Genomic DNA, 21,381 nt, shown 5'->3' on the forward strand with positions numbered 1-21,381 from the left:
GGCCGGGGTCAGGCCACCTTCCGGGCCGCGTACTCCGCGATCTCCGTCATCGGGGGCCGTTCCTCGGTGTCCACGGCGTAGGTGCGCGGCTCGAACCCGTCGACACCCCGCTCGAACTGGGTGAGTGCCGGCCGGACCAGGTGGCCGCGGGCCAGCCGCAGCTGGGCGGTGCGGTAGATCGCGGCGGCCATCCGGCCCAGCGCCCGCCCGTCCTGGTGGCGGTGGACGCGGACCCCGACGTCGACCTGCGCGAGCGCGTCCAGGCCCACCAGGTGCAGGGCGTCGACCAGCATGCCCAGTTCGACGCCGTAGCCGACCGGGAAGGGGAGCCGTTCCAGCAGGGAGCGGCGGGCGGCGTACTCGCCGCCCAGCGGCTGGACGAAACCGGCCAGCTGCGGCCAGTGCATGTTGAGCAGCGGGCGGGCCATCAGCTCGGTGACCCGGCCGCCCTGCCCGGGTGCGGCACCGAGCGGCCGGTCGTACATGGCCTTGACGAGGTGCACGTCCGGGTCGGTGAGCAGCGGGCCCACGATCCCGGAGACGAAGTCGGCGGAGAACTCGCGCAGGTCGGCGTCGACGAAGCAGACGATGTCCCCGCCGGTGACCAGCAGCGAGCGCCACAGCACCTCGCCCTTGCCCGGCACGGCGGGTATGCGGGGGAGGATCGCGTCGCGGTGCACGACGCGGGCGCCGGCCGCCGCGGCCACCTGTGACGTACGGTCGCTCGACCCGGAGTCCACGACCACCACCTCGTCGACGAGCGGGACCCGGAGCATCAGCTCCCGCCGGATCACCCTGACGATGTCGCCGACCGTGGCCTCCTCGTCCAGGGCGGGGAGCACCACGCTGACCGACTGCCCGGTGGCGTGCTTGGCGGACAGGAGCCGCTGGACGGTGCGGTCCCCGGCGGACCAGGAGCGTGCGTTCAGCCAGCGCTCGACTTCTTCCAGCACGTCCGGTGGCTCCTTTGTGATCCGTCTCGCGGTACGGACGACTATCTCAACCGTCCTGGCCTTCGGTTACAGTCTTGAACAACGCGTGGGACCACCGCATGCCGGGGTCGTCGCGCGCACAACGGAAAAACAACCACATACCGCTCATCCAGAGGGGCAGAGGGATACGGCCCGATGAAGCCCCGGCAACCCTCCAGCCGGCTCTTGTCACACAGACGTGGCGAGGCTCCCGGCTAGGGAAGGTGCCAAATCCGTCTCACGGCGAGATGCGTCGTGAGGAAGATGAGGAGAAAGGGCCTCGCCTCCATGGCTGTGCAGACTGCCGAAAGCACCACGAACGCCGCGACCACCCGGAACGCCTCGGGTTCCGCCGTCGACCTCGGCCCCGCCGCCGCCCTGAGCTGCCGCGAGTGCGGCCACAAGGTCCCGCTCGGACCGGTCTTCGCCTGCGAGGAGTGTTTCGGCCCCCTCGAGATCGCCTACGACTTCTCGGCCTACGACACCGAGGAACTGCGGGGGCGGATCGAAGCGGGCCCAGCGAACATCTGGCGCTACGCCCCCCTGCTGCCCGTCCCCGCCGACGTGGCCACCAAGCCGAACATCAACCCCGGCTGGACCAAGCTCGTCAAGGCCGACAACCTCGCCCGCGAACTGGGCGTCACCGGCGGGCTCTACGTCAAGGACGACTCCGGCAACCCCACGCACTCCTTCAAGGACCGCGTCGTCGCCCAGGCCATCGAGGCCGCCCGCGCCTTCGGCTTCACCACCCTGTCCTGCTCCTCCACCGGCAACCTCGCCGGTGCCGTCGGCGCCGCCGCCGCGCGGGCCGGCTTCCGTTCCTGCGTGTTCATCCCGCACGACCTGGAGCAGGGCAAGGTCGTCATGGCCGCCGTCTACGGCGGTGAGCTGGTCGGCATCGAGGGCAACTACGACGACGTGAACCGCTTCTGCTCCGAGCTGATCGGCGACCCGGCCGGCGAGGGCTGGGGCTTCGTCAACGTCAACCTGCGGCCGTACTACGCCGAGGGCTCCAAGACCCTCGCCTACGAGATCTGCGAGCAGCTCGGCTGGCGGCTGCCCGACCAGCTCGTCGTCCCGATCGCCTCCGGCTCCCAGCTGACGAAGATCGACAAGGGGCTCAAGGAGCTGATCGCGCTCGGCCTGGTCGAGGACAGGCCGTACAAGATCTTCGGCGCGCAGGCCGAGGGCTGCTCGCCGGTCTCCACGGCCTACAAGGCCGGCCACGACGTGGTCCGCCCGCAGAAGCCGGACACCATCGCCAAGTCGCTGGCCATCGGCAACCCGGCCGACGGCCCCTACGTCCTCGACATCGCCCGCCGCACCGGCGGCGCCGTGGAGGACGTGACCGACGAGCAGGTCGTGGACGCGATCAGGCTGCTCGCCCGCACGGAGGGCATCTTCGCCGAGACGGCGGGCGGCGTGACGGTCGGCGTCACGAAGAAGCTGATCGAGGACGGCCTGCTCGACCCGTCGCTCACCACCGTCGTCCTCAACACCGGCGACGGCCTCAAGACCCTCGACGCGGTGGCCGGCACCGGCCTCACCGCCACGATCCGTCCCAACCTGGACTCCTTCCGAGAGGCTGGCCTCGCATGAGCGTGACCGTTCGCATCCCGACCATCCTGCGCACCTACACCGGCGGCAAGGCCGAGGTCAGCGCCGACGGTGCCAACCTCGGCGAGGTCATCTCCGACCTGGAGAAGAACCACACCGGCATCGCCGCCCGCGTCCTGGACGACCAGGGCAAGCTGCGCCGCTTCGTCAACGTCTACGTCAACGACGACGACGTGCGCTTCGAGCAGGGCCTCGAGACCGCGACGCCGGACGGCGCGGGCGTCTCGATCATCCCGGCGGTCGCCGGCGGCTGACGCGGTCGTCGTAGATCCACCGCAGATACACCTTGTAGTGTGAATTGCCCTCTCCGTGAGAGAAACGGAGGGGGCAATTCCATGTGATTGAGCGCGGTAGAGTTGGGGAACGCGCTCCCGATCGGCACAACGGGAACCGTTAATTCCTGCCGTCCGTCCGACAAGAAGCAGCCAAAGTGCGGGCGTGTTCTGAGGCTTTTGTTCCCTTTGTGTGCCCCGCCTTGACCCGAATTCAGGCGAATTCTCGCTACATTCCGGACCGGTCGCGTCCAGATTTCTCGTCCGATTGACCTGTTGCAGACGGCAGTTGGACAGATACATTCAGCCGCGGTCGACGCGTTCCGGCGCACGCCCCCAGTCGTGGGGGGTGAGGTCTGACCCGGGTCCGCGAAGTGCGGATCTGTGCAAGGGCCAGTAATAGGGGAGTTAGGCATGGCTCAGGGCACCGTCAAGTGGTTCAACGCGGAGAAGGGGTACGGCTTCATCGCGGTCGACGGTGGTGCGGATGTTTTCGTCCACTACAGCGCGATTCAGATGGACGGCTACCGCACCCTCGAAGAAGGCCAGCGGGTCGAGTTCGAGATCTCGCAGGGTCAGAAGGGCCCGCAGGCCGACATGGTTCGCCTCAGCGCCTGAGACGCGCGGCCGCCACAGCACCCGGTCTTCATCCGAAGGGCCCGTACCCGCTGGGTACGGGCCCTTCGGCCTGCCCGGACGCCAGCCGTCCCCTTGTTCGCGGGTGGCTGACCGGCGGGCCGGATCAGCGAGAGGCGCTTGCACTCGACAGGGGCGAGTGCTAATCATTGGCGTTAGCACTCTGAAGGTGAGAGTGACAACGAAGGACCGGGTCGGTGAGGCCCGCGGGCCGGGTGGGGAAGGAACCACAAGGCCGGCGAGCCGTCCGTCGCGGGCGCGGGCGCGGTCCGAAGGAATCACCCCCAGTCCTGGAGGGACCACTTCACATGGCCAAGATCATCGCGTTCGACGAGGAGGCGCGGCGCGGCCTCGAGCGCGGCATGAACCAGCTCGCGGACGCCGTCAAGGTGACGCTCGGCCCCAAGGGCCGCAACGTCGTCCTCGAGAAGAAGTGGGGCGCCCCCACGATCACCAACGATGGTGTCTCCATCGCCAAGGAGATCGAGCTCGAGGACCCGTACGAGAAGATCGGCGCCGAGCTGGTCAAGGAAGTCGCCAAGAAGACGGACGACGTCGCCGGTGACGGTACGACCACCGCGACCGTTCTCGCCCAGGCCCTGGTCAAGGAAGGCCTGCGCAACGTCGCGGCCGGCGCCAACCCGATGGCCCTCAAGCGCGGTATCGAGAAGGCCGTCGAGGCCGTCTCCGCCGCCCTGCTGGAGCAGGCCAAGGATGTCGAGACCAAGGAGCAGATCGCTTCCACGGCCTCCATCTCCGCCGCCGACACCCAGATCGGCGAGCTCATCGCCGAGGCCATGGACAAGGTCGGCAAGGAAGGCGTCATCACCGTCGAGGAGTCCCAGACCTTCGGTCTGGAGCTGGAGCTCACCGAGGGTATGCGCTTCGACAAGGGCTACATCTCGGCGTACTTCGCCACCGACATGGAGCGTATGGAGGCGTCGCTCGACGACCCGTACATCCTGATCGCCAACTCCAAGATCGGCAACGTCAAGGACCTGCTGCCGCTCCTGGAGAAGGTCATGCAGTCGGGCAAGCCGCTGCTGATCATCGCCGAGGACGTCGAGGGCGAGGCCCTGTCGACCCTGGTCGTCAACAAGATCCGCGGCACCTTCAAGTCCGTCGCCGTCAAGGCCCCGGGCTTCGGCGACCGCCGCAAGGCCATGCTCGGCGACATCGCCATCCTCACGGGCGGCGAGGTCATCTCCGAGGAGGTCGGCCTCAAGCTCGAGAACGCCACGCTGGACCTGCTGGGCAGCGCGCGCAAGGTCGTCATCACCAAGGACGAGACCACGATCGTGGACGGCGCCGGCTCGGCCGACCAGGTCCAGGGCCGGGTCAACCAGATCCGCGCCGAGATCGAGAACAGCGACTCGGACTACGACCGCGAGAAGCTCCAGGAGCGTCTGGCGAAGCTGGCCGGCGGCGTGGCCGTCATCAAGGCCGGTGCCGCCACCGAGGTCGAGCTCAAGGAGCGCAAGCACCGCATCGAGGACGCCGTCCGCAACGCGAAGGCGGCCGTCGAGGAGGGCATCGTCGCCGGTGGTGGCGTGGCCCTGCTCCAGGCCTCCCAGGTCTTCGAGAAGCTGGAGCTGTCGGGTGACGAGGCGACCGGCGCCAACGCCGTGAAGCTCGCCCTGGAGGCCCCGCTCAAGCAGATCGCCGTCAACGGTGGCCTGGAGGGCGGTGTCGTCGTCGAGAAGGTGCGCAACCTGACCGTCGGCCACGGCCTGAACGCCGCCTCCGGTGAGTACGTCGACATGATCGCCGAAGGCATCATCGACCCGGCGAAGGTGACCCGCTCTGCCCTGCAGAACGCCGCCTCCATCGCCGCGCTGTTCCTCACCACCGAGGCCGTCATCGCCGACAAGCCGGAGAAGGCCGCCGCGGCGGGCGCCCCGGGCGGCATGCCGGGCGGTGACATGGACTTCTGATCGACCGGTTCCGGTTGATCGACCGTCCTGCACGGACCGAGGGCGGCACTCCCCGAGAGGGGGGTGCCGCCCTCGGGCGTTTCCGCCCGCCCTCCGGGCGGATGTGGCCCGGGTCACGTCCGGTCGGAGGGCAGGGGTGGAATGCCCTGGCGGGGCGGGGCCGTTCACCGTGGAGTGCGATGAATGCACGCGCACATACCAACCGGTACCCCCCTCTGGAGCCCCACGTGACCGTCACCCCCGCCGAGGCCGCCACCCGCGCCGCCCGGTTGCTCGCCCGCCCGGCCACCATCAACGGCCTGACCGTGCCGAACCGCATCGCGATGGCGCCGATGACCCGGATGTTCTCCCCGGGCGGCGTCCCCGGCGAGGACGTGGTGTCGTACTACGCGCGCCGCGCCGCCGCCGGAGTCGGACTGATCGTCACCGAGGGCACCTACGTCGGCCACGACTCGGCCGGGCAGAGCGACCGCGTGCCGCGCTTCCACGGCGAGGAGCAGCTCGCCGGGTGGGCGAAGGTCGCCGAGGCGGTGCACGCGGGAGGCGGCACGATCGTGCCGCAGCTGTGGCACATCGGCATGGTCCGCAAGGCCGGGGACCAGCCCTACCCGGACGCCCCCGCCGTCGGCCCGTCCGGCCTGCGCGAGGGTGAGGACGAGGTCACCGGAAAGGCGATGACCCGGCGCGACGTGGACGACGTCGTCGGCGCCTTCGCCGAGGCCGCCGCGGCCGCCGAACGCATCGGATTCGACGGCGTGGAGATCCACGGCGCCCACGGCTACCTCGTCGACCAGTTCCTGTGGTCCCGCACCAACCGCCGCACCGACGCCTACGGCGGCGACCCCGTGTCCCGGGCGAGGTTCGCCGCCGAGATCGTGGCCGCCGTACGGGAGAAGGTGTCCGCGGACTTCCCAGTGATCTTCCGCTACTCCCAGTGGAAGCAGCAGGCCTACGACGCCCGCCTCGCCGGGACCCCCGAGGAGCTGGAGGCCATCCTGGCCCCGCTCGCCTCGGCCGGTGTCGACGCCTTCCACGCCTCCACCCGCCGCTACTGGCTCCCCGAGTTCGACGGCTCGGACCTGAACCTCGCCGGCTGGACCAAGAAGCTCACCGGCAAGAGCGTCATCACCGTCGGCTCGGTCGGCCTCGACGGCGACTTCGACAAGGCATTCCAGGGCGAGGGCGCCTCCGTCGGCAGCCTCGACAACCTCCTCGACCGCCTGGAGCGCGACGAGTTCGACCTCGTCGCCGTCGGCCGCGCGCTGCTCCAGGACCCGCGGTGGGCCGAGAAGGTCCTCGCCGGCCGCTTCGGCGAACTCGCCCCGTACGACGCGGCGTCGCTGAAGACCCTGAGCTGAGCGCCGTGCGCACCACGGCGTAGGGTCCGGAGGATGACGATCCCTGGACCCGTCGAGTCAGTGGAACCCGTGGTGCGCACCGTCTGCGGCGCGGTGCGCGGCCGGACGGAGAACGGACTGGCCGTCTTCCGCGGCATCCCGTTCGCCCGGCCCCCGGTGGGGGAGGCCCGGTTCGCCGCCCCGCGTCGCCCCCGCCCCTGGGACGGCGTGCGCGACGCCCACTCCTTCGGCCCGCCGCCCCCGCAGGACGCCGGCGTCGCGGGCGGCGTCGGCCCGGACGTCCCCCGGGGCGACGACTGGCTGACCGTCAACGTCTGGACGCCCGCCCCCGACCCGGCCGCCCACCGCCCGGTCATGGTCTGGATCCACGGCGGCGCCTACAAACTCGGCCACTCCGGCAACCCCGCCTACGACGCCCGCCGCATCGCCGCCGACGGCGACCTCGTCGTCGTCACCCTCAACTACCGCCTCGGCATGGAGGGTTTCGCCCACATCGAGGGCGCCCCCGCCAACCGGGGCCTGCTCGACCAGGTGGCCGCGCTGGTCTGGGTGCAGGACAACATCACCGCGTTCGGCGGCGACCCCGGCCAGGTCACCGTCTTCGGCGAGTCGGCCGGCGCCGGCTCCGTGGCGTCCCTGCTCGCGATGCCCCGCGCCGCCGGACTCTTCCGGCGGGCCGTCGCACAGAGCGTGCCCGGTACGTTCTTCTCCCCGGAACTCGCCCGGGACCTCGGCACGGCGCTGGCCGCCGAGCTGGGCCTGCGCCCGACCGTCGCCGACCTCGCCGCTCTCGCCCCGGACCGGCTCGTCGAGGCCGGGCAGAGCCTCGCCCCGAAAATGCCGGGCAACGTCGCCCGCTGGGGCCAGGCGGCGCCCACGATCACCCCGTACGCGCCCGTCGTGGACGGCGAGATCCTGCCGGTCACCCCGTGGGAGGCGCTCAGGTCCGGCGCGGCCCGCGGCATCGACCTGATGGCGGGTCACAACCGGGACGAGAACCGCCTCTTCACCGCGATGGCGGGCAAGCTCGGCGCGATCGGCGAGGACCGCGCGAGCGCCGCCCTGCGCCTGTACGCCCCGGGCGGCGAGGCGGCCTACCGCGCGGCGTTCCCGGACGCGTCGGCCAACGACCTCTACGAACACGTCCAGACCGACTGGCTGTTCGCGATGCCCTCCCTGCACCTGGCCGAGGCCCACCTCGCGGGCGGCGGCCGTGCCCACGTCTACGAACTGACGTGGCCCGCCCCGGCTTTCGACGGCGCCCTGGGCGCCTGCCACGCCCTGGACGTCCCCCTCCTCTTCGGTGCCTTCCGGGCGGACCTGGCCCTGCTCCAGTTCGGCGACGCGGAGCCGTCGGAGGAGGCGCTGGCCCTGTCGTCCCGCTTCCGTGCCTCCTGGACGGCCTTCGCCCGCACCGGAGACCCGGGCTGGCCCGCGTACGACACCCGGCAGCGCCTCGTGCGGGTCCTCGACGCCGAGTCGGCCGTGGCGCCGTACCCGGAGGAGACGTCCCGGCGCCTGTGGGAGGGCTACGAGTTCGCCCCGCTGCCGCTCCTGACCCCGTCGACGAAGACCGACCAGGCTGCCTCGGCCTGAAGGCGCGGCGTGGGCCCTACGGGGGTTTCGAGTCCCGGACCGGCATGACGGTGGTGCCGGTGGCTTACGACGCCAGGGGGCGGTGGATCAGACCCGGTCCGGTCCGTCCGGTGCCACGATGCGTTCGACCGCCGCCGTCACCAGCCGGTCCCGCTCCTCCTCGGTGAACACGTCCGGCAGGGTGAGCTGTTCGACGATCAGCCAGTTCAGGGTGAGGATGAGCAGCTTGACGGCCATGGCGTCGCCGGGGAGGCCCGACGCCTCGTGATAGGCGACGTTGGCGGCGACGTCCTCGCGGACGCGTTCGGTCAGCACCGCGCGCAGCTCGGGGCGCCGGGTGGCCTCCAGGCGCAGTTCCAGCAGGGCGAGGTAGCCGGTGCGGAAGGACGCGACGCGGTCGACCAGTTCGCGCATCAGCAGCACGTACGTGTCCCGGTCGCGGCCGGCCGTGCGCTGACGGGTGATGGTGGCCTCGTCGGGGTGCAGGCGCTCGTAGACGCGGGCGCCCGCCTGGGTGAGCAGGTCGTCGCGGTTGGCGAAGTAGTTGGACGCGGTGCCGGCCGGGACGGCGGCCTCCGTGTCCACCGCGCGGAAGGTCAGGCCCCGGGCGCCCTGTGCGGCCAGCACCTCGATCGCGGCGTCGACGAGGGCGGCGCGCCGCTGGTCGTTGCGTCTCACCACGTCAGAAGCCACCCATCGGTTCGGTGTCCACCCGTACCGGAGTGCCCCACACCCGCAGCACCTCGTAGTCCGTGAACTCGTGGACGAGCCGGTAGGCCGTCGCCGCGTGCGGGCCGCGCTGCTGGGCCGCGATGTACAGCTCGGCCTCGCGGCGGTCGCGGCGCGGGGTGCCGCACAGCTGCCACGTCCGGCCGTTCCACAGCTCGGGCAGCCAGCGCTGCTGGGGCTGCGGGCGGTCGCCCCGGACGCCGTAGCGGGACTGGACCGGCTCGGTGTGCCGGGGCGGCACCGGGCCGCCGCCGTACTCGGCGCGGCGGGCCGTGCGGCGGCGGGTCTCGCACAGGAGGCACAGGTCGGGAGCGGCCTGGTCGACCGGGCCGTTCGGGTGCTCGGGGCAGCGGGTGCTGGGGGCCGTCGTCGTGACGCTCTCCTCCAGCTGGTCCAGCGCACGCCTGAGGTCCGCGCGGACCTCGTGCAGCTTGGCCTCCGGCGTGTCGGCGGTCAGGGCCTCGCCGTGCTCGCCGAGGAGACGCAGGGCGCGGCCCAGGGCGGTCAGCTGGGCGTGGTTCATGTCTCTCAGAATCGCACACGGCGCCGACCGCCCCGGGCGCGCGGCCGGAGCGAGGGTGGCGGCGGACGGTCAGCCGTGCGCCGCCGTCAGCGCCGCCCGCAGGTGTCCGCCGGACTCCGCCAGGAGGCGGGCGGCCGTCGGGCCGTCCACGTCGGCCAGCAGGACCAGGATCGCGTCCTTGACCTCGCCGTCGGTCGCCGTCAGGGCGCGCTCGACGTCGTCGTCGGCGGCGCCGGTGGCGAGCGCGACGATGCGGCGCGAGCGGGCCCGCAGCTTCTCGTTGGAGGCGCGGACGTCGACCATCAGGTTCCCGTAGGTCTTGCCGAGCCGGATCATGGTGATCGTCGACAGCATGTTCAGGACCAGCTTCTGCGCCGTGCCCGCCTTCAGCCGGGTGGAGCCGGTGAGCAGCTCGGGTCCGGAGACCACCTCGATGCCGTGCTCGGCGGCGGCGGCCAGCGCGCTGTCCCGGTTGCAGGCGAGGCCGACGGTCAGGGCGCCGAGCGAGCGGGCGTACTCGACGGCGCCGACGGCGTACGGGGTGCGGCCGGAGGCCGAGACACCGACCACCGTGTCGTCGGCGCTCAGCGCGAGGGCGTCCAGGTCGGCGCGGGCCAGCTCCGGGGAGTCCTCGGCGCCCTCGATGGAGGTGACCATGGCGTCCGGGCCGCCCGCGATCAGGCCGACGACCTGGCCGGGGGCGGTGTTGAAGGTGGGCGGGCACTCCGAGGCGTCCAGCACGCCGAGCCGGCCGGCCGTACCGGCGCCCGCGTAGATCAGCCGCCCGCCGCGCGCCATCCGGACGGCCACGGCGTCGATCGCGGCGGCGATCTCGGGCAGCCGCTCGGCGACGGCGCCGGGCACGCCGGCGTCCTCACCGTTCATCAGCCGCGCGATGTCGAGCGTGGGCAACTGGTCGATCTCGGCCAGCTCCGGCCGGAACGCCTCGGTGGTCAGCGTCTCCAACTGGGAACGCAGGTCGGGGTGATGGGGGGTGGAGGTCATAGGAATACGGCCCTTTTCAACTTGCGATGCCTGTACTAACCCAGGGGCGCGGGGAACTGCGCGACCAGCCACACTCGGCCCGCAGCCACCCGCGAAAGCTCAAGCCCTACGGTCCCCCGCCCCCGCGCGGAGCGCCCCGTGCCGATGTGCCAACGCCTCGTAGGACGCCGCCAGAGCCGGCGCGGCCGCCTCGTAGGTCCGCTGCGCCACCCCCACGAACAGGCAGTCCACGACCAGCAGCTGGCTGGTGCGCGACGACATCGCCGCCGGCCGCAGCTCGCTCTCCCGGGCGGTGGACGTGGTCAGCACGTGGTCGGCGTACTGGGTGACGGGACTGTCGGGGCGGCCGGTGACGGCGATGGTCGTCGCGCCGCGCTCGAAGGCGACCCGCAGCGGTTCGATGACGTCCCCCGTCGAGCCCGAGTGGGTGATCGCGATGGCCACGTCCCCGGCGTGCAGCTGCACCGCGTTGGTGACGGCGAGGTGCGGGTCGCCCGGGGCGTGCGCTATGAGCCCTATGCGCAGCATCTTCTGGGTGAGGTCCTGGGCGACCAGGTTGGAGGCGCCGATGCCGTACACGTCGGTGCGCCGGGCGGCGGCCAGTGCGGCGACGGCCGCGCCGAGCTGGACGGTGTCGAGACCGGCGGCGGTGTCGGCGAGGGTCTGCTGCTCGTCGTAGGCCAGCTTGGCGACCACGTCGGCGATCGGGTCGTCGACCGCGATGTCGGTGGTGATGGCGGGCGCGCGGCCGGACTGCTGCTGGGCGGCGAGCCCGGCGAGCGCCAGGCGCAGATCGCGGTAGCCGGGGTAGCCGAGCAGCCGGGCGGTGCGTACGACGGTCGCCTCGCTGGTGCCGGTCAGCTCGGCCAGGCCGGTGACCGTGAGGGCCGCGCAGCCGGCCGGGTCGCCCGCGACGGCCTCGGCGACGCGCTGCATGGACCGCGTCATCGACGGCGCCAGGGTGCGGACCTTGGCCGCGAGGGCGGCGGGCGCGGGCGGCGCGCTCCCGCCGGCGGCGCGGCGGCCCCCGGAAGCGTGCGCGAAAGTTTCCTTCACTTCATCGGTCACTCATGAAAGATATTTTCGTTTCGGTCCGCGGGTCAAGAGTGCGCACAATGGGTGCATGAACCCCATCAGCCCCCTGGAGCAGGCGCTGCACGCCGCACGCGCCCTCGTGCTCGCCGACCTGGTGGCGGGCGAGGTCGCCGAACCGGACGTCGTCTCGCTGGTCGAGGAGTCCGTCGTGCAGCGGCGCTGGTGGGTCGAGCAGTGGCCCGAGGGGGCGGAGTTCGTGGCCGGACTGGTCGCACAGGACGTGCAGGACGCCCTGCTGGAGCGGTACGGCCGCTGGCCGCTGTGCCCGGTGTGCGGCTCCGGCGACCCGCACGCGCTGGACGTCGAGCCCGAGCTGGGCCCCGACCCGCACTGGGTGTGCGGCAAGGCCGGCGTGAAGGTCGCGGCGGTCGGCTCGCTGGGCGCGGCCACCGGCGGCGACCCCTCGTGAGGAACCCCCGGTGACCCTGTACATCGACCCGCCGACCTGGCCGGGCCACGGCCGCCTCTGGTCCCACCTGGTCAGCGACGTCTCCTACGCCGAACTGCACGCCTTCGCCGACGCCCTGGGCGTGCCGCGCCGCGCCTTCGAACGCGACCACTACGACCTGCCCGCCCACCGGTACGCCGACGCGGTGTCCGCCGGCGCGCTGGAGGTCAGCAGCCGCGAGGTGGTGCGGCTGCTGCACGGGGCGGGACTGCGCCGCCGCAAGGGTTCCTCCGGTCCGGGCCCGGGCCGAGGTCCCGGCTCCGGTGCTCAGTCGCGCAGCTCGTAGGCGAGCAGCTTCTCGTCCTCGGCGACCAGGCGGTAACCGGCGCGGGTGACGACGGCCTGCGAGCGGACGTTGGCCCGGTCGATCTTCGCGAGGAGCGTGGTGCCGTGCTGCCGCGCGGACGGCCACGCCGACAGCGCGCGCAGCGCCTCGGTGGCGTAGCCCCGGCCGCGGCCGTCCTCGGCGAGGTCGTAGCCGATCTCGGCCCGGCCGTCCTCGTCCGGCGGCCCGTGGAAGCCCATGGCGCCGACCGCGCGCCCGTCCTCCTTCCGCACGAGCACGAAGACGCCCCACTCCGGCCGGTGCGTCCCCGCCTCGTACGCCTTCAGCAGCATCCCGGCGGCGTCCCTGGTGCCCTGGAAGGGCCCGCTGCCGACCCATGCGAAGCCGCCGTCGCCGCCCTCGGCGAGGTCGGCGGCGGCGGCCGGCGTGACGCCCTGGAGGGTGAGCCGCTCGGCCGGGATCACCATGTTGTTGTGCCAGCGCCACTCGGTGACCGGCGGGCGTCCGGACAGGTCGCCGCGTCCGGTGGCCCACAGCAGGGTGCGCCAGGGGTCGGCGCCGGGCCGGACGCGCGGGAAGATCCGGGTCAGCACGTCCGTGCACAGTTCGGCGGGCGGTTCGTGGGCCAGCCCCAGGCCCTCGGCGATGTCGTGGGTGTGCAGCAGCACCTCGGCGATCCCCATCGCGGCGAAGCCCTCGCGGTTCGCGCTGCGGAAGGGGTACGGGTGGAAGGCCCTCACCTCGCGCGGGGTGGTGCGGACGGCGGCGGCGAGCAGCGCGCCGGTCGTCTCGATCACCTGGAGCACGCCCTCGTTGCCGGTGCCCTCTTCCAGGGTGAGCTCGAAGGGGACGTACGCCTCGGTGGCGCGTCCGGCCAGCTGACCGGCGTAGGCGATGAGGTCGCTCGCGATGTGCTCCGCCGTGTACAGGCAGTCCCATGCGAGCCGTCCGGCGCGCGTCCCCTTCCAGTCCCGGTCCGTCGCCGTCCGCAGCAGCGCGACGGCGCCCGTGACGGCCTCCTCCACCCGTTCCCCGCCCAGTGTTCGCATGCGGGGCAGGCTAGAGGCCCGGGGCGTCCGGGAGCGACAGCATTTCCAGCTCCCCGGTGAGGTTGTGGCGGGCGGTCGCCTCCCACTCGCGCCGTCCGTGCGGGGTGTGGAACAGGGCGGGCAGACCGAGGAGTTGCCGCAGGATCGCGGCCCGGCCCTCGCGGAAGGCCTCGTCCGGGACGAAGCGGTACTCCTCGCGGACGGCCGCCGTGTACGCCGCGTACGCCGACGGCGGCGAGGCGAGGACCGCCAGGTCCGCGTCGCACAGCACCTGCCCGTCGCGGTCGTCGTCGGCCGGGTCGTGGCCGACGGTGAGCCGGACCAGCCGGGCCACCTCGGCGGTCTTGTCCGCCGGGACCCCGGCCTCGGGCAGCGCGCGTTCGGCGAGCCGGGCCGAGCGCTCCTCGTTCTCGGACCGGTCGGGCAGGTAGACGGCGTCGTGGAACCAGGCGGCGAGGCGTACGACGTCCACGTCGTCGGCGTGCTCCGCCAGTACGTCGACGTGGTCCAGGACCGCGGTCAGGTGCGCCAGGGTGTGGTAGCGCCGCCGGGGCTCCTGCCAGCGGGCGAGCAGGTTGTCGGCGTACGGCGCGGGATCGGGCGCGGCGCCGGGGGCGGTGGCGCCCGCCACGGCGCGGGCGAAGCGGGAGCGCAGGGCGTCGAGGGCGGCGGGATCGGCGGGATCGGCGGGGGCGGACATGCGGCGCATTCTTCCAGATAATGATCGTGATAGCTTCTAACCGACTGGTGGACTTACCGGCCGGGCGAGCCGGGCGAGAGGTGGCGGACGGACCATGCCCGAGGCGCGCACGAGCACCCCGCGCGAGCGGTACCGCACCCAGGTGCGCGCGGAGATCAAGGAACACGCGTGGGAGCAGATCGCCACCGCGGGCGCCTCCGCGCTCTCCCTCAACGCGATCGCCAAGCGGATGGGCATGAGCGGGCCCGCGCTCTACCGGTACTTCGACGGCCGCGACGAGCTGATCACGGAACTCATCCGGGACGCCTACCGCAGCCAGGCCGACGCCTTCCGGGCGGCCGCCGGGGCCGGCGCCGGCCTGGCCGGTCTCGCGCACGCCCTGCGCGCCTGGGCCCTGGACGACCCGCAGCGCTACTTCCTCATCCACGGCACCCCCGTCCCCGGCTACCGTGCGCCGGACGACATCACCGAGATCGCCGCCGAGACCATGACCGTCATCGTCGACGCCTGTGCCGCGCTGCCGTCGCCGGACGGCACCCCCGGGACGTTCGACGCGCACATCGAGGAGCACCGGCAGTGGGCGGGCGACCACCCGGCACCCTCCCCGGCGCTCCACCGCGCGCTGTCCTTCTGGTCCCGGCTGCACGGCGTCCTGTCCCTGGAACTCGCCGGCCAGTTCACCGGCATGGGCTTCGACCCCGCTCTTCTCTTCGACGCCGAACTGAAGGACCTGCTCGGCCCCTAACGTGGAGTCCATGACGACTCCCGCAGACCTGCACGACGTACGCGACCCCGAACTCCCCGGCCGGCTGCTGACCCTCGAACGCGACGAACTGGTGCCCCTGCTGCGCTCCCGCCCGGACGCGGACTTCGCGCTGCCGGTGGCCGCGTGTCCCGGCTGGACCGTGCGCGACGTGCTGGCGCACTGCTCCAGTGCGCTGATCCGGGTGGTGGAGCAGCGCTTCGAGAAGGGCGTCTTCTCGCCCGAGTGCAACGACCGCGACATCGCCGAACGCGCCGACTGGACCCACGCCCGCGTCGTCGACGAACTGGAACGCGGCATGACCGAGGCCGGGCCGGTGATCGCCCGGTCGGACGGCAGGCTGGACGCCGTGGCACTGGGCGAGTGGGTGCACGCCGGTGACGTACGGGTGACCTTCGGCGAGCCGGGGGCGTACGCCGGGCGCGGGCTGCCGGAGGCGCTCGCACTGCTGGGCTCCGTCACCCGTGCGCGCGGTCACGTGCCGCTCCACGCCGACCTCGACGACCTCGACGAGCCCCTGAAGCTGGGCGGGGCGAGCGGCGAGCGCCCGCCGGGCCGCTACATCGGCGACGGCGCCACCCTCGTCCGGCTCTACGCGGGCCGCCCCCTGGACGGGACGGACGGCGCGAACGGGGCGTCGGGGTACGAGCTGGCCGGGGTGGAGGCGGCGGAGCTGAACATCTTCGGCGACTGAGCGGCGGCGCGGGCACCCGGGCCTGCCGTCGGGGCGTAGTCTTGGATTGGACTAGACCTGTAGCAGGCCGACGAATGGGGTCCCATGAGCAAGCGTGCAGTCCTGGAGGTGATCGCCCTCGACGCCGAGGACGCGGTCGCCGCCCAGGCCGGAGGCGCGGATCGCCTCGAACTGGTCACCGACATGGCGGCCGACGGACTCACCCCGTCGGCCTCGACCGTCGCCGCGATCCGCGCCGCCGTCGACATCGACGTACGGGTGATGCTGCGGCTCGCCGACGGGTTCGCCGCCGGTGACGTCGAGCGGCTGACACGCGTCGCCGGTGAGCTGCGGGAGGCCGGGGCCACGCAGTTCGTGCTGGGATTCCTGGACGCGGAGGGCGACGTGGACCTCAAGGCGGTGGAGCGCATCGCCGAGGTGCTGGACGGGTGCCGGTGGACGTTCCACCGCGCGATCGACCGGGCCGCGAACCGGGACGCGCTGCGCAAGCAGCTCGCGGACTTCCCGGGCCTCGACACGTACCTGACGGCCGGCGCGGCCGGTGGCGTGGACCAGGGCCTGAACGTGCTGCTCGCGGAGGCGCGGCGGCACGGGGAGCCGGGGTACGAGCAGCAGCTGCTGGTGGGGGGCGGCCTGCGCCTCGAACACGTACCGGGACTGCTGGACGCGGGGATCGACGGCTTCCACATCGGCGGCGCGGCACGGCCCGCCGGGTGGGGCGGGCCGGTGTCGCCGGACGCGGTCTCCCAGTGGCGGCGGGTACTGGGGGAATAGCAGCCCCTGGCAGCTGCGGGCAGTCGTGCCGCTGGGGCGGCACGGGTGGGCGCAGCGGCACCCGCCCGGCGCCGGTCGGCGTCACCCCGTACCTCAGCGCACAACTGCCCGCAGTTCACCCCAGCTGCGGCGGCAGCCCCGCCGCATGGACCACGACGAGCCCCGACACCGCACGCGTCAGCGCCACGTACAGCCGCCGCAGCCCGGTCCGCTCGTCCGGCTCGCCGTCGACCACGGCCCGCGGCTCGTCCAGGACCACGTAGTCGTACTCCAGGCCCTTGGCCAGCGAGGCCGGGACCAGGGTCAGCCGGGTCGCGTGCGTGGTCTCCTCGCCGGGCCCGATGTGACCGATCCCGGCCGCCGCCAGGGCCGCCGCCAGCTCCGGCACCCTCGCGTCGGCGGCGATCAGCCCGATCGAGCCCTCCCGCTCCAGCAGCTCGCGGCACGCCGCCACCACGTCCGCCGTGCCCGCGCCGGCGGCCGTACGGACGTCGAAGAAGCCCGGGTTCTCACGGATCGACGCCACCGGCGTCAGGCCCGGCGCGATGTGCGGCAGCAGCCGGGAGGCGTACGCGATGACGTCCGTCGGCACGCGGAAACCGGCCGTCAGCTCCTCGACCACCGCCTCGCCCTTGCCCAGGTGCCCCAGCGCCTGAGCCCAGCTCCGGGTCGCCCACGGCGTGGTGCCCTGCGCCAGGTCGCCGAGGACGGTCGCCGAGCCGGTGGTGCAGCGCCGGCCCACCGCGCGGTACTGCATCGGGGACAGGTCCTGCGCCTCGTCCAGGACCACGTGCCCCAGCGAATGGGTCCGCTCGATCAGGTCGGTCGCCTCGTCGATCAGCACGGCGTCGGCCGGCGACCACCTGGCCGACTTCACGGAGCGGGCCGGCTTCGCCCACAGCACCGCCTTCTGCTCGTCCTCGGTGAGGATCCCCTCGGCGTGCTCGGCGAGGAAGTCCGCGTCGGCGAGGAGACGCAGCACCAGCCTGGCCGGTTCGACCTGCGGCCAGACCGACTTCACCAGCGCCTTCACGGCCGCGTTGCGCGCCACCGCGTTCTGCACCCGGTCGTCCGGAGCCTCGCCCGCCCGCTCCATCTGCACCAGCACGGCGTGCGCGATCCGCTGCGGCAGCGCCTCGCGGGCAGCCCCGTAGCGGATGTCACGGGCCAGCAGCTCGCGGACGATCTCCTCCAGCTCGTACACCGGAACCCGCCAGCGGCGCGAGCCGCGCACCACCACCACGCCCTCGGCGGGCGGGGCGACGTGCGAGTACAGCGCCCTGCGCAGCACCCGCGCCATCCGCGCGTCGCCCTTGATCACCGCCGTCGCCGCCTCGTCCGCGCCGCGCACCTCGACGTGGGCGACCAGGTCGTCGACGGTGGCCTGGCGGACCGTCAGCTCGCCGAGCGCCGGAAGGACCTGCTCGATGTAGTGCAGGAAGGACCGGTTCGGGCCGATGACCAGCGTGCCGGTGCGGGCCAGGCGCTCGCGGTGCGCGTACAGCAGGTAGGCGACCCGGTGCAGGCCGACGGCGGTCTTGCCGGTGCCCGGACCACCCTGCACGCAGACCGAGCCGGCCAGCCCGGCGCGCACGATCTCGTCCTGCTCGGGCTGGATCGTCGCCACGATGTCCCGCATCGGTCCCACGCGGGGCCGCTCGATCTCCTGCTGGAGCAGCTTGCTGGTGGCCGCCGCCTCGGCCGGGTCCAGCAGGTGCTCGTCCTCGTACGCGGTCAGCTCGCCGCCGGTGTAGCCGAAGCGGCGGCGCAGCGAGACGTCCTGCGGGTCCTTCTTCGACGCCCGGTAGAACGGCTGGGAGACCGGCGCCCGCCAGTCGATCACCATCGGGTCGCCGTCCGCGTCGTGCACGTGCCGCCGCCCGACGTGCAGCGTCTGATAAGCGGCCTCCGGCCGCGGGCGCTCCCCCTCGCCGCCCTCGGCCTGTTCGGCCCCCGGAGCGTGCAGGTAGTCGAGCCGGCCGAAGAACAGTGGGGTCTCGCTGAGGTCCGCGAGCGCCTTGATGCGCTGCTCGATCTGGCTCTCCAGAACGGCGGCGTTGACCCAGTTCGCGGTCACGTCGGTGATGTCCAGGGACTCGACGTCCTCGCGCATGGCGCGCAGCGCGGAACGGGACGCGGCGAGGTGGGAGCGTTCCCTGGAGAGGGGGTCGTCGTGGACGGGCGTGGACAAGGGGGTGCCTCCGGATGACCTGCGGTGTGGTGGGCGCGGCACGCGCGCGCGGTGGACCGACCGGTTTCCGTCCGGACGGCAGCACTCCGTGGGGAGGCGGGCAAGAGCGGAGATTCTAGGGGAACGCGGGCGGCGCGGGCCAACCGTTTTTCTCCGGCCCGAGCCCGACCCCTAGGGGATCACGTCATCCGCTCTGGGGGATGCGCTCCCTCCACGGTCGTAGCGGAGCCGGGCGCGGATTGGGTCCGCAGACCGATGCCGGGCGGGGGGCGGCGGTCGCACCATGGAGACATGAGCGCAGCAACCATCTCCCCCGCCCCGGCACCGGGCCGCGCGTCCGGCGCCACGCCCGTGGCCGGCAGTCACCGGCACCGGCTCGGTGACACCCTGCGCGCCGTCAGGGTGTTCGCGGGCGCCGCCTTCGACGTGGTCGTCCTCGGCGAGTACGGCGAGGAGGCCGGCGTCCGGCGCCGGTGACCCTCGCGCCCGCCCGGCGCCCGGTCTGAGTAGCCGGCCGGCACCGGTTGAGTACCCGCACCGGTGTGCGAGCACCGGCCGCGCGGCTTGACTGGCCGCATGACCCCGCAGCCCCCTGCCACGAAGCGGCCCCGGCCCGCCCCGACCGACCGGGACCGGCGCGCCTGGGTGGCGCCGACGGCCGCCACGGCGGCCCTGGTGCTCCTCGCACCGCCGGCACTCATCTTCGGCATGCTGTCGCCGATGGCCACCGACGCTTGCGGGCCCGACCACTGCTCCAAGACGCTGACGACCTCGCTCGCCCTGATCATGGTCTTCCTGATCCCCGGCGGGTTCGTCGCCTTCGTCAGCTGGTGCACCGCCTGGCTGCTCCCGAGGATCCGGCGCTGGTCAGTGCTGCGCGCCCTGCTGGCGGCCGTCTCGGTGCTGCCGCCGCTGTGCGTGCTGCTGCTGGTGTTCACGCTCCCCGGGGGATGACCGGTGTCCGCCCGGCTCAGCTTCCCTCCGCCAGGACCTCGTCCGCGTCCATGATCCGGTAGGCGTAGCCCTGTTCCGCCAGGAAGCGCTGGCGGTGGGCGGCGAAGTCCTGGTCCAGGGTGTCGCGGGCGACGACCGAGTAGAAGTGCGCCTGGTGGCCGTCGGCCTTCGGACGCAGCACCCGGCCCAGGCGCTGGGCCTCCTCCTGCCGCGAGCCGAAGGTGCCCGACACCTGGATCGCGACCGTCGCCTCCGGCAGGTCGATCGAGAAGTTCGCGACCTTCGACACCACCAGCACACTGATCTCGCCCTGCCGGAAGGACTCGAAGAGCTTCTCCCGCTGGGCGTTGGACGTCTCGCCCTTGATGACCGGCGCGCCCAGGTGCTCGCCCAACTCGTCGAGCTGGTCGATGTACTGGCCGATGACGAGGATCTGCTGCCCGGCGAAGCGCCGCACGATCGCCTCCGTCACCTTGCGCTTGGTGTCGGTCGTCGCGCAGAAGCGGTACTTCTCCTCCGTCTCGGCGGTGGCGTACGCGAGCCGCTCGGAGTCGGTGAGATTGACCCGGACCTCGACGCAGTCGGCGGGCGCGATGTAGCCCTGCGCCTCGATCTCCTTCCACGGCGCGTCGAAACGCTTCGGCCCGATCAGCGAGAACACGTCCGACTCGCGGCCGTCCTCCCGGACCAGCGTCGCGGTCAGACCGAGCCGCCGCCGCGCCTGGAGGTCGGCGGTGAACTTGAAGACCGGCGCGGGCAGCAGGTGCACCTCGTCGTAGACGATCAGGCCCCAGTCCCGGGAGTCGAACAGCTCCAGGTGCGGGTAGACGCCCTTCCGCCGGGTCGTCAGCACCTGGTACGTGGCGATGGTGACCGGCCGGATCTCCTTGCGGGTGCCGCTGTACTCGCCGATCTCGTCCTCGGTCAGCGACGTGCGCCTGACCAGCTCGTGCTTCCACTGCCGGGCGGAGACGGTGTTGGTGACCAGGATCAGCGTCGTCGACCTGGCCTGCGCCATGGCGCCCGCGCCGACCAGTGTCTTGCCCGCGCCGCAGGGGAGTACGACGACCCCGCTGCCGCCGTGCCAGAAGTTCTCCACCGCCTGCTTCTGGTACGGGCGCAGCGTCCAGCCGTCCTCGGCCAGCTCGATCGGGTGCGCCTCGCCGTCGACGTACCCGGCGAGGTCCTCGGCCGGCCAGCCGAGCTTCAGCAGCGTCTGCTTGATCTGCCCCCGCTCGGAGGGGTGCACCGCCACCGTGTCGGGGTCGATGCGGGTACCGACCAGCGGCGCGATCCGCTTCGACTTCAGCACCTCCTCCAGCACCGGCCGGTCGGTGGTCGTCAGGACCAGTCCGTGCGCCGGGTGCTTGGAGAGGGTGAGGCGGCCGTAGCGGTCCATCGTCTCGGCGATGTCGACCAGCAGCGCGTGCGGCACGGGGTAGCGGCTGTACTCGACGAGCGCGTCCACGACCTGCTCGGCGTCGTGGCCCGCCGCCCGCGCGTTCCACAGGCCCAGCGGGGTCACCCGGTAGGTGTGGATGTGCTCCGGGGCCCGCTCCAGTTCGGCGAAGGGCGCGATGGCCCGACGGCACGCGCCGGCCTGCTCGTGGTCGACTTCGAGGAGCAGGGTTTTGTCGGACTGGACGATCAGCGGACCACTCACGGGCGGCACCCTTTCGCGTGCGTACGGCCGGACGGCGGCTCGGCCAAACGTCCAGTGTGCCTGATCGCGGGGCGGGGCCCGCCGGAAACCGACGCCGATGCCGTCGACGAGCGGCCCTCCAGC

General features: G+C 72.7%; 22 protein-coding genes and 1 riboswitch. Of the genes, 13 read left to right on the top strand and 9 right to left on the bottom strand.

The features are described 5' to 3' along the window. Window positions 1-8: 8 nt before the first annotated feature. Complete coding sequence (locus ACIQFU_RS26390; protein ID WP_402554654.1) at window positions 9-953, bottom strand: glucosyl-3-phosphoglycerate synthase; 945 nt, start codon at window positions 951-953, stop codon at window positions 9-11. A gap of 141 nt (window positions 954-1,094) precedes the next feature. Then, window positions 1,095-1,242, top strand: a riboswitch (SAM riboswitch). A gap of 17 nt (window positions 1,243-1,259) precedes the next feature. Here ACIQFU_RS26390 and thrC point away from each other — a divergent pair. From thrC to ACIQFU_RS26420, 6 genes are all read left to right on the top strand, one after another. Further along, complete coding sequence (gene thrC, locus ACIQFU_RS26395) at window positions 1,260-2,570, top strand: threonine synthase (RefSeq protein WP_402554655.1); 1,311 nt, start codon at window positions 1,260-1,262, stop codon at window positions 2,568-2,570. Then, window positions 2,567-2,842 carry a MoaD/ThiS family protein gene (locus tag ACIQFU_RS26400; protein WP_030186288.1) on the top strand — a complete coding sequence of 92 codons (276 nt, stop codon included), beginning with the start codon at window positions 2,567-2,569 and terminating at the stop codon, window positions 2,840-2,842. The genes thrC and ACIQFU_RS26400 overlap by 4 nt, the downstream gene beginning before the upstream one ends. A 432-nt stretch (window positions 2,843-3,274) precedes the next feature. Then, complete coding sequence (locus ACIQFU_RS26405) at window positions 3,275-3,478, top strand: cold-shock protein (protein WP_004929928.1); 204 nt, start codon at window positions 3,275-3,277, stop codon at window positions 3,476-3,478. A 326-nt stretch (window positions 3,479-3,804) separates the two neighbouring features. Continuing rightward, window positions 3,805-5,430, top strand: a complete 1,626-nt coding sequence (groL, locus tag ACIQFU_RS26410) for a chaperonin GroEL (RefSeq protein ID WP_007388714.1) — start codon at window positions 3,805-3,807, stop codon at window positions 5,428-5,430. Window positions 5,431-5,657: 227 nt separating this feature from the next. Beyond that, a complete protein-coding gene (locus ACIQFU_RS26415) occupies window positions 5,658-6,788 on the top strand; it encodes an NADH:flavin oxidoreductase (RefSeq protein WP_402554656.1) in 1,131 nt (376 codons plus the stop codon). A gap of 33 nt (window positions 6,789-6,821) precedes the next feature. Beyond that, window positions 6,822-8,384, top strand: a complete 1,563-nt coding sequence (locus tag ACIQFU_RS26420; protein WP_402554657.1) for a carboxylesterase/lipase family protein — start codon at window positions 6,822-6,824, stop codon at window positions 8,382-8,384. A gap of 87 nt (window positions 8,385-8,471) precedes the next feature. On the opposite strand, the gene ACIQFU_RS26425 is transcribed toward ACIQFU_RS26420, so the two are convergent. The 4 genes from ACIQFU_RS26425 to ACIQFU_RS26440 all read right to left on the bottom strand — a co-directional run bounded on the left by ACIQFU_RS26425 (window position 8,472) and on the right by ACIQFU_RS26440 (window position 11,709). Beyond that, window positions 8,472-9,065, bottom strand: a complete 594-nt coding sequence (locus ACIQFU_RS26425) for a TetR/AcrR family transcriptional regulator (RefSeq protein ID WP_402554658.1) — start codon at window positions 9,063-9,065, stop codon at window positions 8,472-8,474. A gap of 1 nt (window position 9,066) precedes the next feature. After that, window positions 9,067-9,636, bottom strand: coding sequence for a hypothetical protein (locus tag ACIQFU_RS26430; RefSeq protein ID WP_402554659.1), 570 nt, complete (start codon window positions 9,634-9,636; stop codon window positions 9,067-9,069). Between the two features lie 69 nt (window positions 9,637-9,705). Further along, a complete protein-coding gene (gene murQ / locus ACIQFU_RS26435; protein ID WP_402554660.1) occupies window positions 9,706-10,641 on the bottom strand; it encodes an N-acetylmuramic acid 6-phosphate etherase in 936 nt (311 codons plus the stop codon). 99 nt (window positions 10,642-10,740) lie between these two features. After that, a complete protein-coding gene (locus ACIQFU_RS26440; protein WP_402554661.1) occupies window positions 10,741-11,709 on the bottom strand; it encodes a MurR/RpiR family transcriptional regulator in 969 nt (322 codons plus the stop codon). A gap of 55 nt (window positions 11,710-11,764) precedes the next feature. Between ACIQFU_RS26440 and ACIQFU_RS26445 the strand changes: the two genes are divergently transcribed. Together ACIQFU_RS26445 and ACIQFU_RS26450 are read left to right on the top strand one after the other, a co-directional pair. Next, window positions 11,765-12,145 (top strand): hypothetical protein, encoded by a 381-nt coding sequence (locus tag ACIQFU_RS26445; protein ID WP_402554662.1) that lies wholly within the window; start codon window positions 11,765-11,767, stop codon window positions 12,143-12,145. A 10-nt stretch (window positions 12,146-12,155) separates the two neighbouring features. Next, the gene (locus ACIQFU_RS26450; protein WP_402554663.1) at window positions 12,156-12,470 is read left to right on the top strand and encodes a DUF4031 domain-containing protein; all 315 of its coding nucleotides are present in this window, start codon (window positions 12,156-12,158) and stop codon (window positions 12,468-12,470) included. Here the strand turns inward: ACIQFU_RS26450 and ACIQFU_RS26455 are convergent. Both ACIQFU_RS26455 and ACIQFU_RS26460 read right to left on the bottom strand, forming a co-directional pair. After that, entirely contained in the window at window positions 12,452-13,519 is a 1,068-nt protein-coding gene (locus tag ACIQFU_RS26455; protein ID WP_402554664.1) for a GNAT family N-acetyltransferase, read from the bottom strand. The two genes, ACIQFU_RS26450 and ACIQFU_RS26455, sit on opposite strands and share 19 nt — an antisense overlap. A gap of 10 nt (window positions 13,520-13,529) precedes the next feature. Then, window positions 13,530-14,219, bottom strand: coding sequence for a hypothetical protein (locus ACIQFU_RS26460; RefSeq protein ID WP_402554665.1), 690 nt, complete (start codon window positions 14,217-14,219; stop codon window positions 13,530-13,532). A gap of 94 nt (window positions 14,220-14,313) precedes the next feature. On the opposite strand from ACIQFU_RS26460, the gene ACIQFU_RS26465 reads away from it, so the two are divergent. The 3 genes from ACIQFU_RS26465 (at window position 14,314) to ACIQFU_RS26475 (ending at window position 16,450) form a co-directional block, all read left to right on the top strand. Further along, on the top strand, window positions 14,314-14,964 hold the full coding sequence (locus ACIQFU_RS26465) for a TetR/AcrR family transcriptional regulator (protein ID WP_402554666.1): 651 nt from the start codon (window positions 14,314-14,316) through the stop codon (window positions 14,962-14,964). A gap of 10 nt (window positions 14,965-14,974) precedes the next feature. Further along, the gene (locus ACIQFU_RS26470; RefSeq protein ID WP_402554667.1) at window positions 14,975-15,676 is read left to right on the top strand and encodes a maleylpyruvate isomerase family mycothiol-dependent enzyme; all 702 of its coding nucleotides are present in this window, start codon (window positions 14,975-14,977) and stop codon (window positions 15,674-15,676) included. 84 nt (window positions 15,677-15,760) lie between these two features. Next, entirely contained in the window at window positions 15,761-16,450 is a 690-nt protein-coding gene (locus tag ACIQFU_RS26475; protein ID WP_402554668.1) for a copper homeostasis protein CutC, read from the top strand. Window positions 16,451-16,565: 115 nt separating this feature from the next. On the opposite strand, the gene ACIQFU_RS26480 is transcribed toward ACIQFU_RS26475, so the two are convergent. Further along, a complete protein-coding gene (locus ACIQFU_RS26480) occupies window positions 16,566-18,641 on the bottom strand; it encodes a HelD family protein (protein WP_402554669.1) in 2,076 nt (691 codons plus the stop codon). A gap of 291 nt (window positions 18,642-18,932) precedes the next feature. On the opposite strand from ACIQFU_RS26480, the gene ACIQFU_RS26485 reads away from it, so the two are divergent. After that, on the top strand, window positions 18,933-19,118 hold the full coding sequence (locus ACIQFU_RS26485) for a hypothetical protein (protein WP_179235596.1): 186 nt from the start codon (window positions 18,933-18,935) through the stop codon (window positions 19,116-19,118). A gap of 99 nt (window positions 19,119-19,217) precedes the next feature. Further along, window positions 19,218-19,595, top strand: coding sequence for a hypothetical protein (locus ACIQFU_RS26490; protein WP_402554670.1), 378 nt, complete (start codon window positions 19,218-19,220; stop codon window positions 19,593-19,595). Window positions 19,596-19,611: 16 nt separating this feature from the next. Here the strand turns inward: ACIQFU_RS26490 and ACIQFU_RS26495 are convergent, their stop codons facing one another. Then, window positions 19,612-21,258: a DNA repair helicase XPB gene (locus ACIQFU_RS26495; RefSeq protein WP_402554671.1), complete on the bottom strand. Its 1,647-nt coding sequence runs from the start codon at window positions 21,256-21,258 to the stop codon at window positions 19,612-19,614. Between the last annotated feature and the right edge of the window lie 123 nt (window positions 21,259-21,381).

The sequence above is a fragment of the Streptomyces sp. NPDC093065 genome, from assembly GCF_044754585.1.
GTDB lineage: Bacteria > Actinomycetota > Actinomycetes > Streptomycetales > Streptomycetaceae > Streptomyces.

Bases quoted from the DNA above. Each gene is read 5' to 3' on its own strand.
- ACIQFU_RS26460 (WP_402554665.1), bottom strand. From the start codon at position 14,219: ATGTCCGCCCCCGCCGATCCCGCCGATCCCGCCGCCCTCGACGCCCTG.
- ACIQFU_RS26490 (WP_402554670.1), top strand. From the start codon at position 19,218: ATGACCCCGCAGCCCCCTGCCACGAAGCGGCCCCGGCCCGCCCCGACC.
- thrC (WP_402554655.1), top strand. From the start codon at position 1,260: ATGGCTGTGCAGACTGCCGAAAGCACCACGAACGCCGCGACCACCCGG.
- ACIQFU_RS26400 (WP_030186288.1), top strand. From the start codon at position 2,567: ATGAGCGTGACCGTTCGCATCCCGACCATCCTGCGCACCTACACCGGC.
- ACIQFU_RS26445 (WP_402554662.1), top strand. From the start codon at position 11,765: ATGAACCCCATCAGCCCCCTGGAGCAGGCGCTGCACGCCGCACGCGCC.
- ACIQFU_RS26455 (WP_402554664.1), bottom strand. From the start codon at position 13,519: ATGCGAACACTGGGCGGGGAACGGGTGGAGGAGGCCGTCACGGGCGCC.
- ACIQFU_RS26430 (WP_402554659.1), bottom strand. From the start codon at position 9,636: ATGAACCACGCCCAGCTGACCGCCCTGGGCCGCGCCCTGCGTCTCCTC.
- murQ (WP_402554660.1), bottom strand. From the start codon at position 10,641: ATGACCTCCACCCCCCATCACCCCGACCTGCGTTCCCAGTTGGAGACG.
- ACIQFU_RS26405 (WP_004929928.1), top strand. From the start codon at position 3,275: ATGGCTCAGGGCACCGTCAAGTGGTTCAACGCGGAGAAGGGGTACGGC.
- ACIQFU_RS26420 (WP_402554657.1), top strand. From the start codon at position 6,822: ATGACGATCCCTGGACCCGTCGAGTCAGTGGAACCCGTGGTGCGCACC.
- ACIQFU_RS26465 (WP_402554666.1), top strand. From the start codon at position 14,314: ATGCCCGAGGCGCGCACGAGCACCCCGCGCGAGCGGTACCGCACCCAG.
- ACIQFU_RS26485 (WP_179235596.1), top strand. From the start codon at position 18,933: ATGAGCGCAGCAACCATCTCCCCCGCCCCGGCACCGGGCCGCGCGTCC.
- groL (WP_007388714.1), top strand. From the start codon at position 3,805: ATGGCCAAGATCATCGCGTTCGACGAGGAGGCGCGGCGCGGCCTCGAG.
- ACIQFU_RS26470 (WP_402554667.1), top strand. From the start codon at position 14,975: ATGACGACTCCCGCAGACCTGCACGACGTACGCGACCCCGAACTCCCC.
- ACIQFU_RS26475 (WP_402554668.1), top strand. From the start codon at position 15,761: ATGAGCAAGCGTGCAGTCCTGGAGGTGATCGCCCTCGACGCCGAGGAC.